The sequence below is a fragment of the Brevibacterium sp. FAM 27836 genome (assembly GCF_051351055.1).
Lineage (GTDB): Bacteria > Actinomycetota > Actinomycetes > Actinomycetales > Brevibacteriaceae > Brevibacterium.
Genome location: NZ_CP195711.1, coordinates 2,343,057 through 2,362,572 on the forward strand (window position 1 = coordinate 2,343,057; position 19,516 = coordinate 2,362,572).

At 55.8% G+C, this 19,516-nt stretch carries 13 protein-coding genes; 1 reads left to right on the forward strand and 12 read right to left on the reverse strand.

What is annotated here, in order from left to right:
• Positions 1-197: 197 nt before the first annotated feature.
• From ACSE4D_RS10495 to ACSE4D_RS10505, 3 genes are all read right to left on the reverse strand, one after another.
• Positions 198-1,754, reverse strand: a complete 1,557-nt coding sequence (locus tag ACSE4D_RS10495; RefSeq protein ID WP_135448021.1) for a hypothetical protein — start codon at positions 1,752-1,754, stop codon at positions 198-200.
• A 344-nt stretch (positions 1,755-2,098) separates the two neighbouring features.
• On the reverse strand, positions 2,099-2,731 hold the full coding sequence (locus ACSE4D_RS10500) for a ScbR family autoregulator-binding transcription factor (protein ID WP_425120604.1): 633 nt from the start codon (positions 2,729-2,731) through the stop codon (positions 2,099-2,101).
• Between the two features lie 119 nt (positions 2,732-2,850).
• On the reverse strand, positions 2,851-3,813 hold the full coding sequence (locus ACSE4D_RS10505) for an NAD(P)-dependent alcohol dehydrogenase (protein ID WP_135448025.1): 963 nt from the start codon (positions 3,811-3,813) through the stop codon (positions 2,851-2,853).
• Positions 3,814-3,901: 88 nt separating this feature from the next.
• Between ACSE4D_RS10505 and ACSE4D_RS10510 the strand changes: the two genes are divergently transcribed.
• Positions 3,902-5,136 (forward strand): IS3 family transposase gene (locus ACSE4D_RS10510; RefSeq protein ID WP_426936496.1). Its coding sequence is split into 2 segments (ribosomal slippage): positions 3,902-4,187 and positions 4,187-5,136, totalling 1,236 coding nucleotides; the frame shifts between segments, so codons are not numbered across the junction.
• Between the two features lie 86 nt (positions 5,137-5,222).
• On the opposite strand, the gene ACSE4D_RS10515 is transcribed toward ACSE4D_RS10510, so the two are convergent.
• The 9 genes from ACSE4D_RS10515 to ACSE4D_RS10555 all read right to left on the reverse strand — a co-directional run bounded on the left by ACSE4D_RS10515 (position 5,223) and on the right by ACSE4D_RS10555 (position 19,412).
• On the reverse strand, positions 5,223-5,762 hold the full coding sequence (locus ACSE4D_RS10515; protein WP_135448027.1) for an HXXEE domain-containing protein: 540 nt from the start codon (positions 5,760-5,762) through the stop codon (positions 5,223-5,225).
• Positions 5,759-6,601 carry a 4'-phosphopantetheinyl transferase family protein gene (locus ACSE4D_RS10520; protein ID WP_135448029.1) on the reverse strand — a complete coding sequence of 281 codons (843 nt, stop codon included), beginning with the start codon at positions 6,599-6,601 and terminating at the stop codon, positions 5,759-5,761. The genes ACSE4D_RS10515 and ACSE4D_RS10520 overlap by 4 nt, the downstream gene beginning before the upstream one ends.
• Positions 6,555-7,547, reverse strand: a complete 993-nt coding sequence (locus ACSE4D_RS10525; RefSeq protein ID WP_135448031.1) for a bifunctional 5,10-methylenetetrahydrofolate dehydrogenase/5,10-methenyltetrahydrofolate cyclohydrolase — start codon at positions 7,545-7,547, stop codon at positions 6,555-6,557. Before ACSE4D_RS10525 ends, ACSE4D_RS10520 begins: the two co-directional genes overlap by 47 nt.
• Positions 7,544-10,309, reverse strand: a complete 2,766-nt coding sequence (locus ACSE4D_RS10530; protein WP_135448033.1) for a beta-ketoacyl synthase N-terminal-like domain-containing protein — start codon at positions 10,307-10,309, stop codon at positions 7,544-7,546. The genes ACSE4D_RS10525 and ACSE4D_RS10530 overlap by 4 nt, the downstream gene beginning before the upstream one ends.
• Positions 10,306-13,401 (reverse strand): amino acid adenylation domain-containing protein, encoded by a 3,096-nt coding sequence (locus tag ACSE4D_RS10535; RefSeq protein WP_135448035.1) that lies wholly within the window; start codon positions 13,399-13,401, stop codon positions 10,306-10,308. Before ACSE4D_RS10535 ends, ACSE4D_RS10530 begins: the two co-directional genes overlap by 4 nt.
• Positions 13,398-14,900, reverse strand: coding sequence for an MFS transporter (locus ACSE4D_RS10540; protein WP_135448037.1), 1,503 nt, complete (start codon positions 14,898-14,900; stop codon positions 13,398-13,400). The genes ACSE4D_RS10535 and ACSE4D_RS10540 overlap by 4 nt, the downstream gene beginning before the upstream one ends.
• Positions 14,901-16,363: 1,463 nt before the next feature.
• Positions 16,364-16,909 (reverse strand): HXXEE domain-containing protein, encoded by a 546-nt coding sequence (locus tag ACSE4D_RS10545; RefSeq protein WP_135448039.1) that lies wholly within the window; start codon positions 16,907-16,909, stop codon positions 16,364-16,366.
• A gap of 483 nt (positions 16,910-17,392) precedes the next feature.
• A complete protein-coding gene (locus tag ACSE4D_RS10550; RefSeq protein WP_135448041.1) occupies positions 17,393-18,418 on the reverse strand; it encodes a hypothetical protein in 1,026 nt (341 codons plus the stop codon).
• A 496-nt stretch (positions 18,419-18,914) separates the two neighbouring features.
• A complete protein-coding gene (locus tag ACSE4D_RS10555) occupies positions 18,915-19,412 on the reverse strand; it encodes a hypothetical protein (RefSeq protein ID WP_425120427.1) in 498 nt (165 codons plus the stop codon).
• Between the last annotated feature and the right edge of the window lie 104 nt (positions 19,413-19,516).

Genomic DNA, 19,516 nt, shown 5'->3' on the forward strand with positions numbered 1-19,516 from the left:
TCTACTCAACGCTTTGTAGTCGATACGGGGGCAACCGCGCTGGACACGAAGGTCGGCGGGACCTCGGTGAAGAAGTTGAGGTGTTGGGCGGTCTCCGGGCTGGAGGCGGCCGATCTGAGCGGGAGGGGAAGCGCGAGGAATGTGACCGAACTGAGCGGCAGTTTCCCATGGGTCAAGAGCTGTCTGATCACAACCGACTAGCGGCGGGGCGGGAGCCCGGCGGAATCTCCTGAAGCATCGGTGCACTCAGTCGTAGCGCCCAAAATCTTGAGGTCCGTTTGGCGGCGAATAACTGAATCTCTATCGACGACGGTGAGAAAAGACCCAAACCCCAGGCAGTACTGCTCTCGTTTCCACACCACAAGACTCACCGCCAGGATCATCATGGCAGAGTAAATGATCGACAACTCCAGCCCGAATTTGTGAGTTTCCCATACTTGATGACCAATCAGGCCAATGACCAGGATCGCGACGACGTAGCCCGTCCAGCGTTCCACCGATACGCTCCATCGTGCTGCTGCGGAAGCGACCAGTATTGTGACCGATAGGAGTGCCGGATACCAGGCTGTCTCCGCCCCGAAATTTAACAGCCCAATGACAGCAGCTGGAGCCAGCACGATAAGAAGCTCTAGGCAAAACCGCAACAATGTCTTTCCGGAATTTGGTTCCGTGGAGACACTTGCAATGATCGAGTCGTCTGCTTCTCTCAGTGTTCTTACGTACTGTTGCCCAAAAACGCCGAAGGCCGACCAGCCTGATTCGCCCCATGCACGCAACCACCCGAAGACGAGGGCAACGAAATAGGTGACGCCGTAGATCCAGAGAATGCTCCTCGATTCGAGATCTGCATCCGTCATGAACACGAGGGTGATCTGGACCGACACCATCCAGAAGATGGTAAACAAGGTTGGACCCAGCACCCGCGCAGTGACTCGACTTCGTCGCGTTATCCCAAATACACTGCGCACACACAGTACTGAAATCGCGACCCCGAACCCCCACGAAAACACGCAGGCAAGAGCAGTCTTATATGCAAGCTGGTGATAGCCTGCGCAAGTCGCTGCGATCGATGGGATAGCAAGCGTCAAGAAGAAGAACACATACCAAGTACCAGACAAGATTCGGGAGAAGCGACGGGGCCGGAAGGCGTGCTCGTATGCAGCGCGTTCTCTGGCATGCCGTGAGGCTTCGACTCGGCTGAGATCAAAATCAATACCTTGTTGGGTTTGCTGAGCGATTTCGAGCATCAAGAGCAGGCTCAGGAGGCCCGATACGACGGAAGCGGCAACTTCTCCATTTGCGGCAACAACGATGGTAATCACCACTGATACCGCCGCACCGAGAATGCTGAACGAAACTGCTGCTGTGAGCATCGACTGAAGCTGCGACGCGCGACGAACACCATTTTCCAGCGCACGACTGTCACCGTCGGACAGATCGGGCAAGTCTTTGATCCGTTCGTGGAGGTTTCTGGCTGAAACCGCTTGAGCGATAAATATTGTAGCCAGGCACGCAATGACAGTCAGGGAGTCATCTGCGGGAACGACCTTCTTGAGCGCACCAAACCCAGCTCCGAACATTGAGAGCGGATCAGGGTTTGTGGTACTTGGCACTCCTACTATGACGACGAGACCTAGCGCTAGCGCCGGCACAGCAATGACCAGTGCTAACGCCGACTGCAGAAACCTGTTGCGCCCCTGTGCTAGCGCAAGCGTATATTCGTCCTGGTAGGTCGATTGGGTATTAGTGTCCACGACTGTCCATCTTTCAATATCAAATAACGCACACGGGGGACTGTGCGTTGAGGCGCTCAGCCGGTCTCGGGAGTGTTCCTAAAATTGTGAGAGCACCACTCAGGATGAGCTCCACAGCGAATTATTGTGCCGCCGGATCAGAAGGGGCCGTCGATGAGCTGATGCCCTACCAATGCTGTCGGATAGCCGCGCTCAGCACGCAACTGTCGTATAGAGATTCAGCGAGAACTTCAGATCAACGCCGGCCTGCAGGTAGTTAATACTTTGAGTCCGCCAGATGAGAACTCTGTCTTCAGAAAGCTCGGAAACCATGAGCTGGTCCAGAGGCGGGTATCTCAAAGTACCTAATCGATACGCTCGGTGGATTCCGCCGAGATTCGTGGGGAGAGTCCTGAAAGTACTACATTCCACATGGCAGTGAGATGCTCCGGAAGGTCCGAGCGACGAGACCGGGCATTCGACAGGAGTTGGACTCCCATGAAGCACCCAATCAAGGTACTTGCAACCTCATGTGCATCCAGAGTGCTCGAGAACTCTCTCTGCTCGATTCCCTCCTGCACTATTGCTGCAGCCGCGTCCGTCCACTCTTCGTAAAACGGAAGAGTCGGGTTAGTCAGCGAAATGTCTTCGAGGCTTAGCCGCAATCCTGCTCGCACAATCGGGTCAGCTACAAGGAGCTCGGCCATTCTATGCGACGCTCCTATCAGAGTGTCCGTAGCTGTTGACTTCGGCAAATCCTGTCCAGTGATGATGCCGAGAGCTCGCTTATGTTGTTCTTCGACGACAGCCTGAGCGAGGAGGAACTTCGTCTTGAAGTGGAAATAGACGGAACCCATCTTCACATCGGCTGCGTTGGCAATGCGTTCAAAGGTTGAAGCAGAATACCCGAGATCGCTAAAGGTGATACCAGCACCTTCAATGATGCGAGCCCGAGTGGCTTCCCCACGAGGTTGGGCAGACAGAAGAGTCTCCTTCAAAAATACTAGAAGCCGTTCCTAGCTAGAATAATCGTACGTTGTGAAGGGACGGCACTGCGACATGACGTCCAACTCCGATGCCCGATTGGCAGTTTGGGCTACGGATGCGGGCATTGATGCTACGGGGTGGATATCACGATGTTCTTGCCCCGAGTATGCGCAGTTGCGACGTGTTCGTGAGCTCGGGCGATTTCATCGAGTCGGTATCGTCGATCGATGATCGGACGTATCGCTCCTTCTTCGGTTGCGCGTGAGATCCACGCCAAGTCGTCCTTGACGACTTTGACTGGCATGAACGACACGCGCTTTGAGGAGAATTGGGATGTCAAGACTGCAGGCGCGCCGCCAGGGGAGATAGTGACCATTTTGCCGCCAGGCTTCAAGTACTGACGGTAGTACCTCGTTCTAACTCCGGCGCAATCGAAAATCTTGTCAAAGGGCTCCACCTCGCTCGGAGACGGAAGATCTGAGTGAGAGAACGATTCCGAGGCACCTAGCTCAGTGGAAAATGAGAGATGCGATGCTCCGGAGACCGCTGAGACACTCGCACCAAAGAACCGAGAAATCTGTACTGCAGCAGAACCCACTCCTCCACTGGCACCGATGATGAGTATTCGATCGCCGGCGGCAGTCATGAGCCGATTGCGGACCGCCTGAAGCGCCGTCATGGCGACTAGTGGTAGCGCGGCGGCTGCCTCCAAATCTTCGACCTGAGGAGCGAAGCTCACGGACCTCTCGTCGATCGTGGCGTACTGTGCGGCCGTGCCGGTTCTTCCCATCGTCACCATACCGACGTAGCCCCACACTAAGTCGCCAATGCGGTGCGAACGTGCGTTCGTTCCTAGCGCCACAACTTCGCCGAGCAGATCAACTCCGGTGCCTTTGGGGAACCGGAGCCCATTTGTTAGACGTGTTCCTCCGCCCCGGGCGATGGCATCTGCCCGATTGACGCTGCTCGCTATGACTTTGACGAGAATTTCCGTCTTGCCGGGAGCGGGTAGGTTTACTTCATTGACTTGAAGCACTGACGGTGGTCCGTAGTGGAAGTATTGGGCGCCTTGCATCGTACTGGGTAATACCATGGTGCTCCTTTCCCTGGTTTCATTTGAGTAGAGTGGGGTGTCATGATTTGAGTAGACAGCAGAACCCGATGAAAGGAAACTGCTGCACATGACTACCAGCCAATCCCCGCGGCGGCCCCGCAGAGAGTTCACCTCGGAGTTCAAGGCCGACGCCGTCGCGATGGTCACCGACCTCGGGAAGTCCCGAGCCGAAGTCGCCCGCGACCTCGACATCAACGAGTCGACGCTGGGCCGGTGGGTCGCGAAGGCCACTGGCACTGAAGGAACCGGCTCCGGATCAGCTCGACGCGCTCCCGACGCCAACAGTGATGACCCGGCCGAGATGGCCAAGGAAATCGCTCGTTTGAAGCAGGAGAACGCGTTCTTGAAAAAAGCCGCGGCCTTCTTCGCGAAGGAACAGCCGTGAGCGCGAAGTACGAGCTGATCCACACCGAAGAAGGCGCCTTCCCCGTCACCTTGATGACCCAGATTCTGGGAATTGAGCGCACCGGCTACTATGCGTGGAAGAACCGGCAGGACACCGAACCGGACCCTGAGTCCAGGCGTGGTCGCCGCCAGATCGTCGCCGACCGGGTCTACGCCCTGTGGTTGGCGTCGAACAAGGTCTACGGCATTCGCCGGATCCACAAGGATCTCGCAGCCGAAGGGATCACCGTTTCGCTGGGGTTGGTCGCTGCGATCATGCGCGAGCTCGGGATCGCGGGTGTCCAACCCCGGGCAACGAAGCGAACCACGATCCCTGCCGCCGATGCCCAGGACAGGGCGGATCTGGTGCGGCGGGAGTTCAACCCGCCGGTACCCACGACGCATCTGGTCAGCGACATCACTTATCTGAAGACGGGTGAGGGGTGGTTGTTCCTGGCCACGGTCATCGATCTCACGACCCGGATGGTGGTGGGGTGGGCGACGGCGAAGCATATGCGCACGAGTCTGATCATCGATGCTCTTAAGGTCGCCTACCAGGGCGGATACGTTGCCGAGGGCGCAATAGCGCATTCGGATCGAGGCAGCCAGTACACCTCTGCGGAGTATGCCGAAGTCGCACGATTGATGCAGGTTCGCTTGTCAGTGGGCAGGACTGGGGTGTGTTGGGACAACGCGGTCGCGGAGGCGTTTTTCGCTTCGTTGAAGAATGAGATGTTCCATCGTCAGCGATTCGCTACTCGCGCAAGGGCACGGCTGGCGGTCGCGGAGTATATCGAGGTGTTCTACAACCGGAAGAGGCGTCACTCGGCGTTGGGCTATGAGATCCCTGCCCGGGCGATGGAGTCGTTCTTCGATCGCACCGAGACGGAATCATCGGCAGCCGACCGGGCTGCTTGAGGAAATAGTGTTCTCCTGTCGAAACAACTTGACACAGTCCAGAGACCTCAACTGTGAGTTGCGATTGCGCCTTTGGTTTCGGGATTTCACGCGTGCTCGGGGGCTTCATACTGACGAAACCATTCGATTGACTTGGGCTCAACGACGTTGATCATCGCGAAATTGACCGCGAAGAGGACTGTCATCACGAGTGCTGAAAGAGCCACTTCGAGTATTGAGGAATCTGAAGCGACGTAGAGCCCCCATGCAGTAGCCACACAGAGGGGGAGCGTCACCACAGATGTCAACAGTGAGGGTGTGTATGAGCGGTAGATGAACCATTCGCTGATATGCCCGATGAGATGTAACGAGTAGGGAACAAGGAAGCCGATCATCAGGGCATACCAACCGGTGATCAGAACAAAGATCGCCACCGCTGCGAGAATGAGGAACTCAATGCCGATCATGAAGACGACTACAGCTTGTGATGCATCGGCGAACCGGTGAACAAAGTAGTGGTTTCGAGCTCGACTTGATTCCATGCGCATTTGCCGGCGAACCCATGGGGCGACCATGATCATCTCCTCGAACTCATGAATAAGGAAGAGGACCACAACGAGGAATGTCAGAACCTGTCCAATCATCATCGGACCATCGCTACGGTTCGGTTTCGCGTGTGACTGCGTAGCCGTTGAACTGAAGCGGTCAATTCGTCAGTGGTGTCCCTGACATGGAGATCCGATGACAGTATGGTGACGGCACATATGTGACTATCACCGAGCTGAAACGATTTCGTTCTCACCGGTAGTTGGGTCTCGGCCAAACTACCTGGATAGAGGAAGACGTGGTCTGCTTCTACAACGAGATCGCGGGGGTCAATCCGCAGCCCCATACCAAGTGCTTTGAGCGCGGCCTCCTTCCGCGTCCATACCGTCAGGGCCGCACGAGTCCCACCTTCTAGAACACGGACGGGGACCTCCTTTTCTTTGACTGACAGGATCCGGTCGAGGAATTGCCGGTTCGTTCGACGCTCACGGTGCTCGCAATCGACACCAACCGATTCTGCATGGCTCAGAGCTACAACGCCCATCCCCGACGAGTGTGAAAGTGAGAACTGGAGGTTTGTGCCCACGATCAATGGTTTGACCGAACCGCCGGACTCCAATCCGTTCATGGTGAAGCGGACTTCGTTTGGTCGGATCCCGAGGCGGTCACCGATGGCAACTCGTGCAGCAAAGTGCGCAGCAAGATAGTCTTTGGCCGCCTGCGGATTCTGTATATTCCTTAAGCGCTGCAATTCTCGTTCATCGAGGAAGTCGCTAGCAGTGCTTGGCACTTCAGCCGACGAAATCCACGATACTTCGACGAGCCCAGTGGGCCGAAGTGAACGATCGTCCAGGGCCGTTGGCGCCTTCGCCGATGGTTCTTGCCCCATCGACCTACTCACTTGCGTGCACCGTCGAAACTGTGGTCTCTCCCAAATCATCTAGACGGGCACGACGGTACCGAGCGCTTTCTGCCAGATTCCGTGCCAGGGCACCCAGCATGACCGGTCCAATCCCGGACGGTATAGGAAAGATTTTCGATACGATCGAGATCGCGGAATCGACATTAACTCCACCGCACAGCTCGGGTACTTGGCGGCCATTCTTCAGAGTCTTCGTGCCGATGACATTCGGGGCAAAATCCAGTACTACTGCACCTTCCTTGAACCAGTCTCGGTCGAGGTAGCGGGGGCGCAATAGGCTGACCACGACGATGTCCGCAGTGCGAAGAGTTGATCGAGTAGAGCTATTAGAAAGGGTAACGAGTGAAAGGTTCACTGTAGATGGAAAGACGACTGCTGCGGCAGCTCGGACCATTAGGTTGGCGAGGGGGTTGTTGTCAATGATCTCCACGTCACTGACTATGGTGACGTTGAGGTTAGGCCTAGTCAGCGAAACTTCAGCCTGCGCGAAGAGCTCGACGAACGCATCCATGACAACTGGGCGGCGAGGCAAAGTGGTTGTGTCTGTTGTACTAGTGGACAGCAGATGAACTGCATGCGCTGGGTGTACTCCTTCGATGTCCTTGGTCGGATCGATGTGCGATAAGGCTTCAACGAAGTCAATCTGAGGCGGAACAGGTATGAGCAGAAGGATCCCGTCGATCGAGTTGTTGGCATTTGCCGCCTCGATGGTGGAATTGAGCTCGTGTTGGCTGACTGTCGAAGGCAGGATCGTCGACATCACGTCCGCTCCGGTGGATTCAAATGCTCGCTCGTGAACGTCGACGATGTGTTTAGCGCCTCCATCGCCGAGATCGATAGCTATGATTTGCGCCAATGGAGGCGTTTCGAGCGGCGAAGCGATTGAGCGGGCTTGAGCGAACAGGTCGGCTTGTGCCGCATAGCCAGTGTGGACGGGTGTATTTGTCGGAGTTGTCGCCGTCATGTATTTGCCTCACTTTCAGCGCGAACTAGATGTTGGGCCGCAGAGTTTGGTTGGGTGTGGTGGCTGTCGGTCGAAATGAATTGCGCCGTATTCACTGCCATCTTCTCGGAGATATCAGGATCGTCGAACAGCGTGTAATGATTGGCATCAACAAATTCAACTGAGAGGTTTCCAGTCGTGAATTTGTGCCACGACTCGGGCTCGGTGGGGGTGAACCCGACTGCCTCGGCAAGCTCTGCAGGAAAAGGCTGGGTAGCTTTGAACAGTAGAATGTCCGATGAAACTCGCGTCCCATCAGGACGCCAGGAGGATAATGCCTGCTGATTGTGGCGCCAAACTTGTAGGAAAGTATCGATCTCTCGTTGTCCGTCCCCACGTCCGGACGTCGATACGGCGTCGAGGTAGGCAAGGTTGGAGGGCAGGTAGCGCTTGAGTATATCCATGATCTCGTTCGGCTCCTGCTCGGTATCCACTCCTGCAATGTAGTCAGATGTGGCATAGGAGTCGTACATGACGATCGTTGGAACTCTATGGCCCTCGGCTTCGAGAATTTTGGCGATCTCGATCGATAGGTTTCCACCCATCGAATATCCGCCGAGGTGGTAAGGGCCCGTTGGTTGGATTGCACGAATCGCTTCGGCGTATTCGGCAGCGAGATCGACAAGTGAACTAGCTACGTCCAATTTCTGTCGTGGGAAACTTAACCCCGTGACTTCCCAATCTTCGGATAGTCGCTGGGCTAGGTCTCGGTAAACTGCCACGCTACCGCCGGCGGGATGGGAGAGGAAGAGCCGTTTGCGTGGACGTTGTTGTGAGAGGGGAACGACGATATTCTCGAGATGCTCATGCTGTGAGGTAGAGGACATGCGCTCGTGGACAAGTGCACCGAGCTCCGCGGCCGTTGCATGGTTTTGCAAATCGTCGAAACTCAGACCTGCAGATGGGTAGTCCGATTTCAGCTTGTCGATGAGATCGATTGCGGCAAGCGAATCGCCGCCAAAGTTGAAGAAATCGTCGTTCTGGTTGATTGTCGAGTCATTGAGGACGTGACGAATCTGTGTCAACATCGCTGATTGCAATTGATCGATTGTCGTGCGTTCGCCCTTGGGAGTTCTCGTAGGCGGTTCCTGCTTTGCAGTTTCCTCTGTGTCGATAAAGTATCGTGAACGGGTCCACTGGTATGGGGGCAACGAGAGCGGAGAACATTTCGGGGACTGTGAACCCGACCCTTGGACGTGGTCTGTTGGTTCCTCTGCGAACTCGGGTGCGGGATTGCGAAGTCTTCTGACTAGTTCATGTCGAGTGGCAGCTCCGATTTGGATTCTGAAGGCGAACAGTCGACGGCGAATCAATGTATCAGCAATTTGGTCGAGGGAGGCTTCTGGATGACGTTCGATCCATGCGGCCAACTTCGAAGCGTAGGACTCCAGGGATTCTTTTGAGTGCGCGCTGAGCGTCACCGTTCGCGGTTCTTCCTTGCCGGGGGCAGGAGGCGACACGGGTTCTACACGGGAGAGGACGGCGTGTACATTGGTCCCGCCCATGCCCAATGAAGTTACCGCGGCTATCTCAATTGGTGCCGATGGTTCGACTTCTGTTGACGGCAGTATGACTTTGTCGAGTGCGGAACCGATGAGGGGGTTAGGTCCTGAGAAGCCGGAAAGTGGCGGTACCACCTGGTGGTGGAGCACAAGCGCAGTTTTGGCTAGTCCAGCTAGTCCTGCTGCAGCGTCGAGGTGTCCCATGGTTGATTTGAGACTGCCCAAATAGGGGCGAGAGTGGCTTGCATTCTTGCCGAGGCTGTAGGCGTCGACGAGGGCACGCAGTTCAATTGGGTCGCCGATTTTAGTGCCTGTTCCGTGCGTTTCGACATAGCCGATTTTCCTCGAATCAACTCCCGCATCGTTGACTGCCCTTTCAACCGCCTCTCGTTGACCATTGACGCTGGGTGCTGCAAGGCCAGTTTTGCGCGAACCGTCGTTGTTGATACCCCAGCCTGAAATTTGCGCATACGCTCGGTCGTTGTGCTGATGCGCCATAGCCGCTGGTCTAAGCACGACGGCGATAGCTCCGTTGCCCTTCACTGTGCCATCGGAAGAGTCGCTGAATGGGCGACACGTTCCGCTCGGACTAAAGATGCTGCCGGACTTGGCGAGGTATCCGTTGAGGAAGGGCAATGCAATACTTGCTGCTGCGACTATGGCGATGTCGCATTGCCCAGTTTCAAGTGATTGGCAGGCAATCTGAGACGCCGATAGAGAGCTTGAGCACGCGGATTGGACGGACATCGCGGGGCCGGTGAGACCGAGAACGAAACTTACACGGGTTGCAGCAAAGTCTTTATCGTTGCCAAGCATGATGGAATAGTTGGGATCTGATTCGTCCCATTTGCCGGATCGTGTGAGCGGCCCGCTGAGATACGTGCTGTTACTCACGGAAGCGAAGACGCCGATGCGAAGATTCTCAGTCGCCGCTGTATAGCCACCGTCTTCAAGTGCATTCCACGCGGCTTCAAGAAGTGCTCTGTGCTGTGGGTCCATGACCAGAGCGTCGTGAGAAGTGATTCCGAAGAACTCGGGTTCAAATCTGTCATGTTCGTCTAGACAGGAGGTCACCGGGACGTGGTCTTCGGCTGGGGTGGCCGTTGGGATAGTGGTGAAAGTGTTCCTTCCGCTGCGGATGAGTTCCCAGAATTCGTCGACGCTGTTGGCGCCGGGGAGTCTGCAACCGATTCCCGTGATAGCCATTGGTGTATCAGTCATGATGTGTATTCCTTAGTCTTTGGTGCGCCTACGTGGGCGGCTAGTTCTGCTGGTGTGGTGTATTCAAAGAGGTCGACGACATCCAACTCAACGGGGTGAGGAAGTTCGTTGAGCCTGCGCGTGATTTCGACCGCGTCTAGGGACGTTCCTCCGATGTCGAATAGACGGCTTGTTGGTGCCACGTCTGGATGTCCCGTGACCTCCGACCAGATCCGGCAAATCTCGCTTTCCAGCGAATTGGCAGCTGTCTCCGTCTTCGCTTCCGAAGTATGAACTGGGGATGTGTTCTCTTTCAGATCGTCGATCAGTGCCGAAGTGTCAGTTTTGCCGTTGATCGTCGTTGGCAGTTCTTCTATTGCTACGATGACGGCCGGCACCATGTATGAAGGCAACTGATTTCTCAGATGCGCTCTGAGGCTCGATTCGGGCACTTCGCCGACAAACCAAAGTGCAAGAAAGTCACCATCGACCGAATCGATCTTGACTGCGATCGCTGACTTCACTGCATCTAATGACAGGGCTGTCGCTTCTAGTTCGCCAAGTTCGATGCGGAAGCCACGAAGCTGTATCTGGTTATCGATACGACCGTGATAAACCAAACCTTGATCGGTCATATGACAAAGGTCGCCGGTAGCTAGCCATCGGCGGACGGTTCCATCGGATTCTTGGAGAAGTTTGAACCGTGATCTAGTTTCGTCGGGGAGGCCAAGGTAGCCACGAGCGATCCCTGCTCCGGCTAAGTAGAGTTCTCCGGAAACTCCAGGTCGACTGAGCCGCCCATATCGGTCGATGCAGATTGCAGAGAGACTGTCGACTGGATAGCCGATTAAGTTTGTAGAATTGTCGGGTTCCACTAGGTCCATAGGGAGGACAGTTGCAACGACGGTGTTCTCCGTGAGCCCATACATGTTGAAAGCACTGAGCCCCGCAAACATGAGCTTCCGCCACGGCGCAAGCTCGCTCGCACTGAACGCTTCGCCGCCAATTGTGAGGACCCGAATAGTCGTGAACAGATATGGATGGTCGTCTACGACTCGGGTGAAACGCTTCAACCCTGCGGGCGTTTCGCAAAGAACTGTAACCGCGTGATCGCGGAGGTGGTTGGCCAGCGCGAGCGGATCGCTCTGTGTTTGAGCGTCAGGGATCGACAATGTAGCGCCGAGAGATAGCGGGCAAAAGATCTCCCAGATCGAGTAATCGAAATTTGACGAGTGAAGCCAGATCCAAGTGTCATCCTTTGACAGGCACATCGTTGAGATGACGCCGTCAAACAGCGGCAACATTCCACTGTGCTTGACCTCGACGCCCTTCGGCCGCCCGGTCGAACCGGAAGTGAAAATGACATATGCGATGTCGTTCCTGGCAAACGACTCAGCTCCGTCGTTAGATCTGGCGAGTAGATTGTGAACCGTCGTCAGCTTGCACGCTGAGATGACAGATGCACGATGAGATTCTGTACGATCGACTAGCACCGTGACTTCGGCGGAGTTCTGAGCGCTGATGGTATCAACGATGTGTTGGAACCGTGCTGCTGGAGTGGTCGGGTCAATCGGAACGCAGACTCTGCCTGATGCCATGATCCCAATGAACGCGACTACTGCATCAGCAGACTTAGGTGTGCTGAGAACGACATGCTGGGAGGCGTCGAGTTGATGCAGGGATGTTGCGAGATGAGCAGCCTCCGAAGTGAGTTCACGGTAGGTCAAGTCCCTCTCGGCGCGAATCGCGATCTTTTCGGGCTGACGATTTGCGAGGTCCTGAAGGCGACTCCAAACCGATTCAGACTGTGTGGGTTCCTCGATAGGAGTGAAATCGTCGATTGCAACGTAGTCGGGTCTGACTATGGTCGACGAAGGAGCATTGGCGATCTCTCCAAGGTCTTCAATAAGTACTTTGTCTAAACCAGAGTCCCCTAACCCGTCTGATAGCGACATTTCAATGGCTATTGAGTCGGACGAATCTGCAAAGGTGACCATGATGGGGTAGGGAACAGTCGACCGTTCCACGGGAATCGACGTCGACGTGCACCCGGAGAAGTTGGGTTTGAGCTCTTGGCGATAGTAAGTTACCGCGTTGTCTAGAGTGTGGTTGATCGTCTGCGGGCAGACCTGTTCTTGATGCAGGGTGAGAGGATAGACGGATTTTGATCTCTGGAGAACGGAAAGCCCCCGCTTGACAGCAGTCAACAGATCGCGCCACGTCGTACTTTGATCGATGTGCAAAGGTAATGGCAGTGTATTGACAAAGAAACCACTGGCAGACTTTCCGGTCACTCCAGAGCGGTCGGCGATCGGGATACCGATGGTGAAATCATCACTGGAGGATACCCGGTGAATGAGAGACGCGTACGCAGCGTAGAGCACCGCGACGGTGCCAAACTCTGAGAATGCCTCCGAGCCACGCAGGTTCTCGACTACCTGGTGCGGAACTTGGAAGCTGGTCCGCTGACCGGTGATACGGCCACGGGTCCTTGCCGCTGTAATCGCATCATTGGAAAACGACTCAACATCGTCATACAGGGATGAGAGTGCGGCGAGCTCAGATTCCCCAGGTTCGACCAACTTGACTGTCCCGGGGTGTTCGCGGAGCCTCTGTGTGATCGACGCCCACTGGGAGTCATCGGCGTCGTAGCACGCCGACATGGCATCGAGCATCGCATAGCACGAGTAAGCATCACCTGCGATGTGAGCTGTGTGGACCGCAACATACGTGGCATCTTCTGTCGAACCGATGGCACAGAGCATCTGGCACTCCGCCGATAGGTCGTACGGTCCACCATCAATCTTGCGGCCCAGATAATTCTGAATCCAGGCCTCTGTTTGAGCGGTCGATAAACCATTCGGTATATCGAGTGTGGTCGTGGCGGACAACCCGTCATTTACGTGTGCGAGCAACTGACCACCAACGGTCGAGTATGAGGTACGAAATGCGGTCATGTCACCGACGACATGATCAATCGCGGCGCGGAGCCGATCTCGATCAACTCTTCCGGTCACCTTCCAAATGAATGCCAAATCGAAAGAGTTGTCCGTAGGGTGAACGGCCTGATGCAGAACCATTCCCCGCTGGCTTGGGGTAACTTCGTACTTCATTGTTGGACTCCATAGTTGTGGGCAGAGTTTGCCCGTTGGGTAGCTTCGACCTTGGTGATGTGGGCGGTCGAACGGGGACGAGTGCAAGCGTTGATTGCCAGAAGTAGCGCCGCAGCGCCGTACATTATGGCCAGGGCGGTGAAGCCATCACCGTAGGCATAGGCTTGTGCCCATTCAGGCCAGGGAGGGGACACAACTTGCTGATTGGGCTGAGCTAGGTAAGTTTCGAATCTCATGGAAGCGAAACTTGTCGCTGCAGCCACACCAATGGCACCACCGACTTGTTGGGCAGTGTTGGTTAAGGATGAGGCGACGCCGCTAAACCCGGCTGGAACCTGGTCCGTCGCGGTCGATACAGCGGGTGCCATCATGAGGCCTATTCCCAGTCCAAGTAGTGTGACACCTAGCAGAATCCACGGAGAATAGCTCCATGTGGGACGCAACCCAATGAGGACTGTGAACGCCGCTGACTGAACTAGGAGCCCCAGAGCGATAGTGAAGCGGGGGCCAATCCGAACCATGAGAATTCGCATACTCAGAACCGCTGCAACGACAAGTCCAACGACAAGTGGTATCAACGAGACTCCGGTGGCTAGCGCCGTCATGTTCAGGGTCCCCTGGAGGAAGTAGGACAAATAGAGTGATGATGCCATTTGTGCGAATCCGACTAACGCGACAGCTGTGTACGCGATCATCCTCAGGCTCTGTTTGAAAAGTATCGGCGGAACAATGGGTTCTTTGGCGCGCATCAGGCGCAGCAAGAAGAGTCCAATGCATACAACGCTGGCCGCCAACGGAACTATGACGCGTGTGTGGGTCCAGTCATTCTCGGATACCTCGGAGACACCAAACACTAGAAAGAACAGAGCGAGAGAACCGAGGGCGAGACCGAGCACGTCAGTCGGTCGCTGTCCTTCTTCCCGCTTTGCGCGGCCCGGTGCTGATGAAGTCATCAGCAAACAGATCACGGCAAATACGACATTGACGAAAAGGCACCACCTCCAGCCAAGGTATTCCGTGAGCACACCGCCGAGGAGTAACCCGAGGGCCGCTCCTGCCCCTGCAGTGGAGCCGAAAACTGCGAACGCTCGAGCACGTAGCTTGGGTTCGACGAAAGTGGTTGCCACCATTGAAAGGTTTGCGGGCCCGAGGAGCGCAGCGAAGACTCCCTGGAGCACGCGGGCAAGGAGCAATACCCACAAGGTGTCTGCAAGTCCACCAAGGACGCTGGCGAGAGCGAATCCGATTGCTCCAACTGCGAATGATGCACGCACGCCGATTTGCTCGACTATGCGTCCGCCCGCTAGTAGCAGTGCTCCAAACGCGATCGCGTAGGCCGATATTGCCCATTGCTTTTCAGATTCAGAGAATCCGAGGTCGAGTTGGGCCTCGGGCAATGCGACGACGATTATAGTCGAGTCGAGGACGATCATGATTTGGGCGATGCTTGCCGCGAAGAGCACTGCGCGCCGCCGTCCGTCAGTCACGTTGAGATCCATTCGATGTTGTTGTGGGGAACTTTGGGGTCGACTGCTTCGGCGCGAATATTCTCGTGTCGGCAACGAGTCGTGCAGCTGTTCATCTTGAGCTGGCTCCAGGTGTTTACGAGGCAAAGCCGAAGGAGGCGATCAGCCATGCCTCTCTCCTCATGTCTGGTCGTGTACAACTAAGTCAGGCATCTGACTTAGTTGTACGCTAGCACGTTATTTGGTTAGCCCCGACCGCACGGTTTTGTGCATGCGGAGAATGTGGACTACCGCAGTTGGGGGTGTGCTAGTTTATGGTTACTCCAAAACAAGTCGTTAAGTTACCTGAATGTAAAGATGGTAGAGCGCCGACCGTGGAAGTGCTTCTGACCTCGGGTTTTATGGGTGTCTGTGGCCACGCTCTCAATGAGGCCGAGCAAATTTTCCAGCTAGTCTGGTAAGCAGTAGGAACCGAAAGTTATCGCCTAGCGTTCGTTCTCAAGTGGCCAAACGGATACTCGAAATGTGCTTCGATTTTTCCTAGAGTTCAGTCGACAAGTGACCTGGCAAGTAGCTGACCTAGGTTGAGCCGAGTCCAGCGTCGGACACAGTGCGAACTGGCGGCGAGTTGCGTTTTCTGGTCTGTTCGTAGCTACATGGCTATCGTGTGAATCCAGGTCTGGTGGCGGAGTGCCTGCAATTGACTGCCTGCAGCGCCAGGTTTGGACCTAGCGTTCGACGCGCAACCTCCAGATTTACTCTGTCAAACCTTACGAACCGATTGCCAGGTGGTCCTATAACTGACACCTTTCAACTATGTGCGCGTTGATCAGTTGTTCCGCGAGATGAAGTGCAGAGGGAACGACGCATACGCGAAGGCGTCAAGCGGCGTCGTCAAGTGTTGGATGCTGAGCGCTGGTTACGAGAGCTTCGTCTGACATTGGCTGTTCGGTTATGCGTGCACTCGGATTCCATGTGCACACGTTGCACTTGTGGCGCGCTGGGGGAGGCTTGGCCCAGTTTGTCTGCCGAATGAAACGACTCGGAAGGGCGTGCGCCCATGGTCCTCACTGATGACAATGCATTTGAAAGTCTAGCCAGCACTTCGGGAGTGATGTTGCATGTAGGGGCACTGCTGATGCCGCTGCTATAGATTGTCGCGGATGTGTCGATGGGCCATTTTCAGGCGATGTAGCGTGGTACGTGTGATTCGGCGGGGTTACAAGAGCCACGTTCAGGGCACTTTGTCGCCGTAATAAGGACTCCGGGGGTCCTCCAGCGTATGTGTGCGCAACTCCCATTGGAACCAACATGGACTCTTTCGAATCCAGGCTTACCTTCGCTGCGAGTTGAATAACCGGCTCCTATCGTAGAGCAGGTGGTTCGTCGTTTCTTGCTTTCAAGATATTCGGCACGGTTCCGGTAGTGTGTCGGGGATCAATGCTGGTCTCCAGTTGCTATTGGGGTTGGCCGACGACCTGAGCATTGAGGTGTTTTCACCTCTCGGCATCTTCGGGTTGGAGCGCAGGCCCGAGGGAACCTTCGCGAAGCAACGCGGCTGAGATCAGGTGGACTCCGAGTGTGAGGGGAATGGCAGCGAGGGCAGTGGCATTTACTCTCTTATTGGACCCGTTGACTCCCTGTTGTCGGAGGACATATCGAGCCAAGAGCCAATATGGCACGACGATCACTGGCGCAGTGGCAACCCCGGTGGTGTAACCGCGCTTTGCGACACTGTTGGTCATATGAGTAAATCCATGGACTCCGAAGGCTAGTAGTCCGCCGCGAAACCACGGGGATTTTCCGTCGGTCTTGATGCCCGCAACAGCAGACAGTGCAACGGGAACGGCCATGAGACACAGCGACACATTGACATGTTTCTGCGATAGGCCGCGTTCTCGAAGTGAGCGCGGAATGGGGAGACCCCTCGGCAACTGGCGAAAGACTCCGCGGGACGTTGGAGCCATCGTAATCAGCTCTTCTGCGTCGTGCGCTGCCCAAGCTGCGAACAATCCCAGACTAATTGCGGTCGTCGGTTTCATTTTGGTTCTCTACTCTGTGGCGATGCGTAAACCGTGGGTGTTGGTTCTCACGCTAGCGGTGGAGTTCCTGCAGTACAAGCGAGCGACGGTCCACTTCGAACTCGTCGTCAGCGATGATTATCGCGATTTGATGTGATGACGAGTCGAACAATTTCTGCAAACGCGGTCGTTCAACTGGCAGGACTGCGTCGCCTCGGCAGTCGTGAACCAATGCAGAACGCCTGATAGGCCAAAGAAGCGATGCCACAGGTACTCCAGTTTCCGACGGTGCTGCTTGTCTGTGAATCTATCGTATTTTTCAGTCACTGAAGAAGCCGGCTTTGGACTTTCTTAAGGCATCGTTCCCGCCGCCATCTTGGGGCAAATCGCCAGATTGAAAGCCGAGCTTTTGGTAGTTCTCCGAACGATTGCGACTGCTTCGCGGAGAGCCCCCGCCCCTTTTAGAGCGTCGGTATTCGCTGCCCTGCTAGTGGCTGGTGATGCTCAACGACGGTCGAAGAACCAGCGTATAGGACCGCGTTTTATAGCCGATGGGCTCCGGATCGGTTGCACTCCGAAATTTGATTCCAAGTCGGATAGGTGTTGTATGACGTTACGGCCGGCCTGGATGAGTGCTGCAGGATCGGTGAACAAGTGACGAGGTAGCCGGCCAATTGATGATGTGTACGGTTCTCCGGCGAGGGCTTCCAACGCTGTTAAGGACTCTGCCGCCGAATGTGCGTCGTCGATGAGAAACGGCCAGTCCTCGGTGACTATTCCGGAGTAATTTTCGGCGAAGTTTGTCGGATCGATGTAGGAGGCAATCCCGAATGTGTGGAGGAGCGTCCGGTAAGCGATGCGTTCGTCGCAGTCTTCGTCAATTTGGCACGGGGATGTACTGAACGGGCCGCGACGCCACTCAACTTCAGCGGGGACACAAGGAACCTCTAACGCGGCGAGTGCAGCGAGACGGTGGTTGCCGTTGCCATTAATGCGGAATATGTCACCGAGGGGTGATGCGAAGCCGTCGACATTGATGCGTAAGACTCCGTCATCAGAGATCGCACCGTCCTCACCAATTCCCAGCAGGGTGTGGAGGCCACGTTCTTCGCCGTGCTCACTGGCGATGCGCCGTGCAAATTCCGCGATTCCTGTGACCCTGTCAGGGGAGGGGCCACGTTGGGGTTGGCTGGCGTAGTGGGCGCGGTCGCTCGCGTCATGGATGAATGATTGTGTTCCTGGTTCCTTCAGGAGCACTCTGTTGGGGTTGATCCAGCACCATTCGACATCCTGTTGTGGCGTTCCCGCATATGGTTGTCCGAATGATTCATCAGGCAGGTATGGCCGTGGGCGGGAAGCGAATTGAGTGATTCTTTCCGTGAGCTCGTCGAGGCTGGGATTTTCAAGGTGTTGGAGATGTCGGATGAGGAAGGCGTGAGCGATAGGTGCAAATCGTGAGGACGCTGCGATGGCTCCTCCGTTACGCAGGCTGAATCGAGCCTGTTCAAAGGGATTTCTGGCGGGCATCATATGGTCCTAGTTTTTGTCGCAGTGAGTGCCGTTTGTGATGGAGGTGTCTGAAGGGTCCAGAGGCGGACGTTTGCGGAAGCAGAACGTCGGTGGCGCGAGTGTCTATGCGGGTGTGTCATGGCCGCATGGGCCGTATGTCAGTGCCGGGGAGCTTTTCCGAAGTTTCTGTCCAGTTTTCGTCCGGGAGCAGCTGCCATTCGGTGTTGAGATTATGGCGAGGGATTTGGGCGGTGAGATGTTCTCGTTCTGTTGGTGTCCCGCAAGTATGGGCGAGTGCCTCGGTCAGTTGGGAACTGTGGCCGCTGTAGTTCATTGGAGAGTATGCCCACCCGTCGGTGAGTAGGACTGTTGTCCACCCCATAGTGCTGGTGGGTGTGCTGGTTGTGGGCCATGTGGGGACGAGTTCGGATTTCCATGCGACTGGCCATCGCAAGTGAGTCGTCAGCGCGGGGACGGTTGTCCACTCGTGTGCAGGGGGATCTGCCGGTGGACTCTTTCAAGGTGGGGGCGACCAGATGAGCGGTTCGTCGTTGGGCATTCCGTGTTCGTTCTGTAGGTAGTTCAGAGCGTGTGTAAATGCCTGTCGGTATTCATGATGGAAGTTATGTCGTTGATTGGCGAACTTCGTGTAGCTCGGGGAATCGATACTGATCGTGAGGGGCAGGGGAGCGAGGGCGATGTCTCCGCCTGTCAGGACTTCCCAGAAGTGGCGGAGTAGGTCCGGGCTTGGGTCGGAGCCGATGGTCTTCCTGAGTGCTTGTGTCAGTTCGTCGGTGTCTGCGGCGATGACTCGGCGGATTCGGTAGTTGATCGGGGGTGGGGTGGAGAGGAGTCGTGTGAATTGGTGTTCGAGGAGGGCGAGTTGGTCGTGCCAGCACGTTGCGGCAAGTCGTCTGATGTGGGCACGGGCCTGGTGTTGGAGTGTGGCGGGCAGCCCGAGTTCGAGGGCGAGGTGGCTCCATTTGGTTGCTCGGCCGAGGTGGAGGAGGAGCAATGATTCAACTGCTCGGGCACCTGGTGTGGAGTGATCGGTACCGAAACCGGGCCACAGTGTTTGTGGGATCCATTCAGGTGGTGGAGTCAGTGGGACGGTTGAGT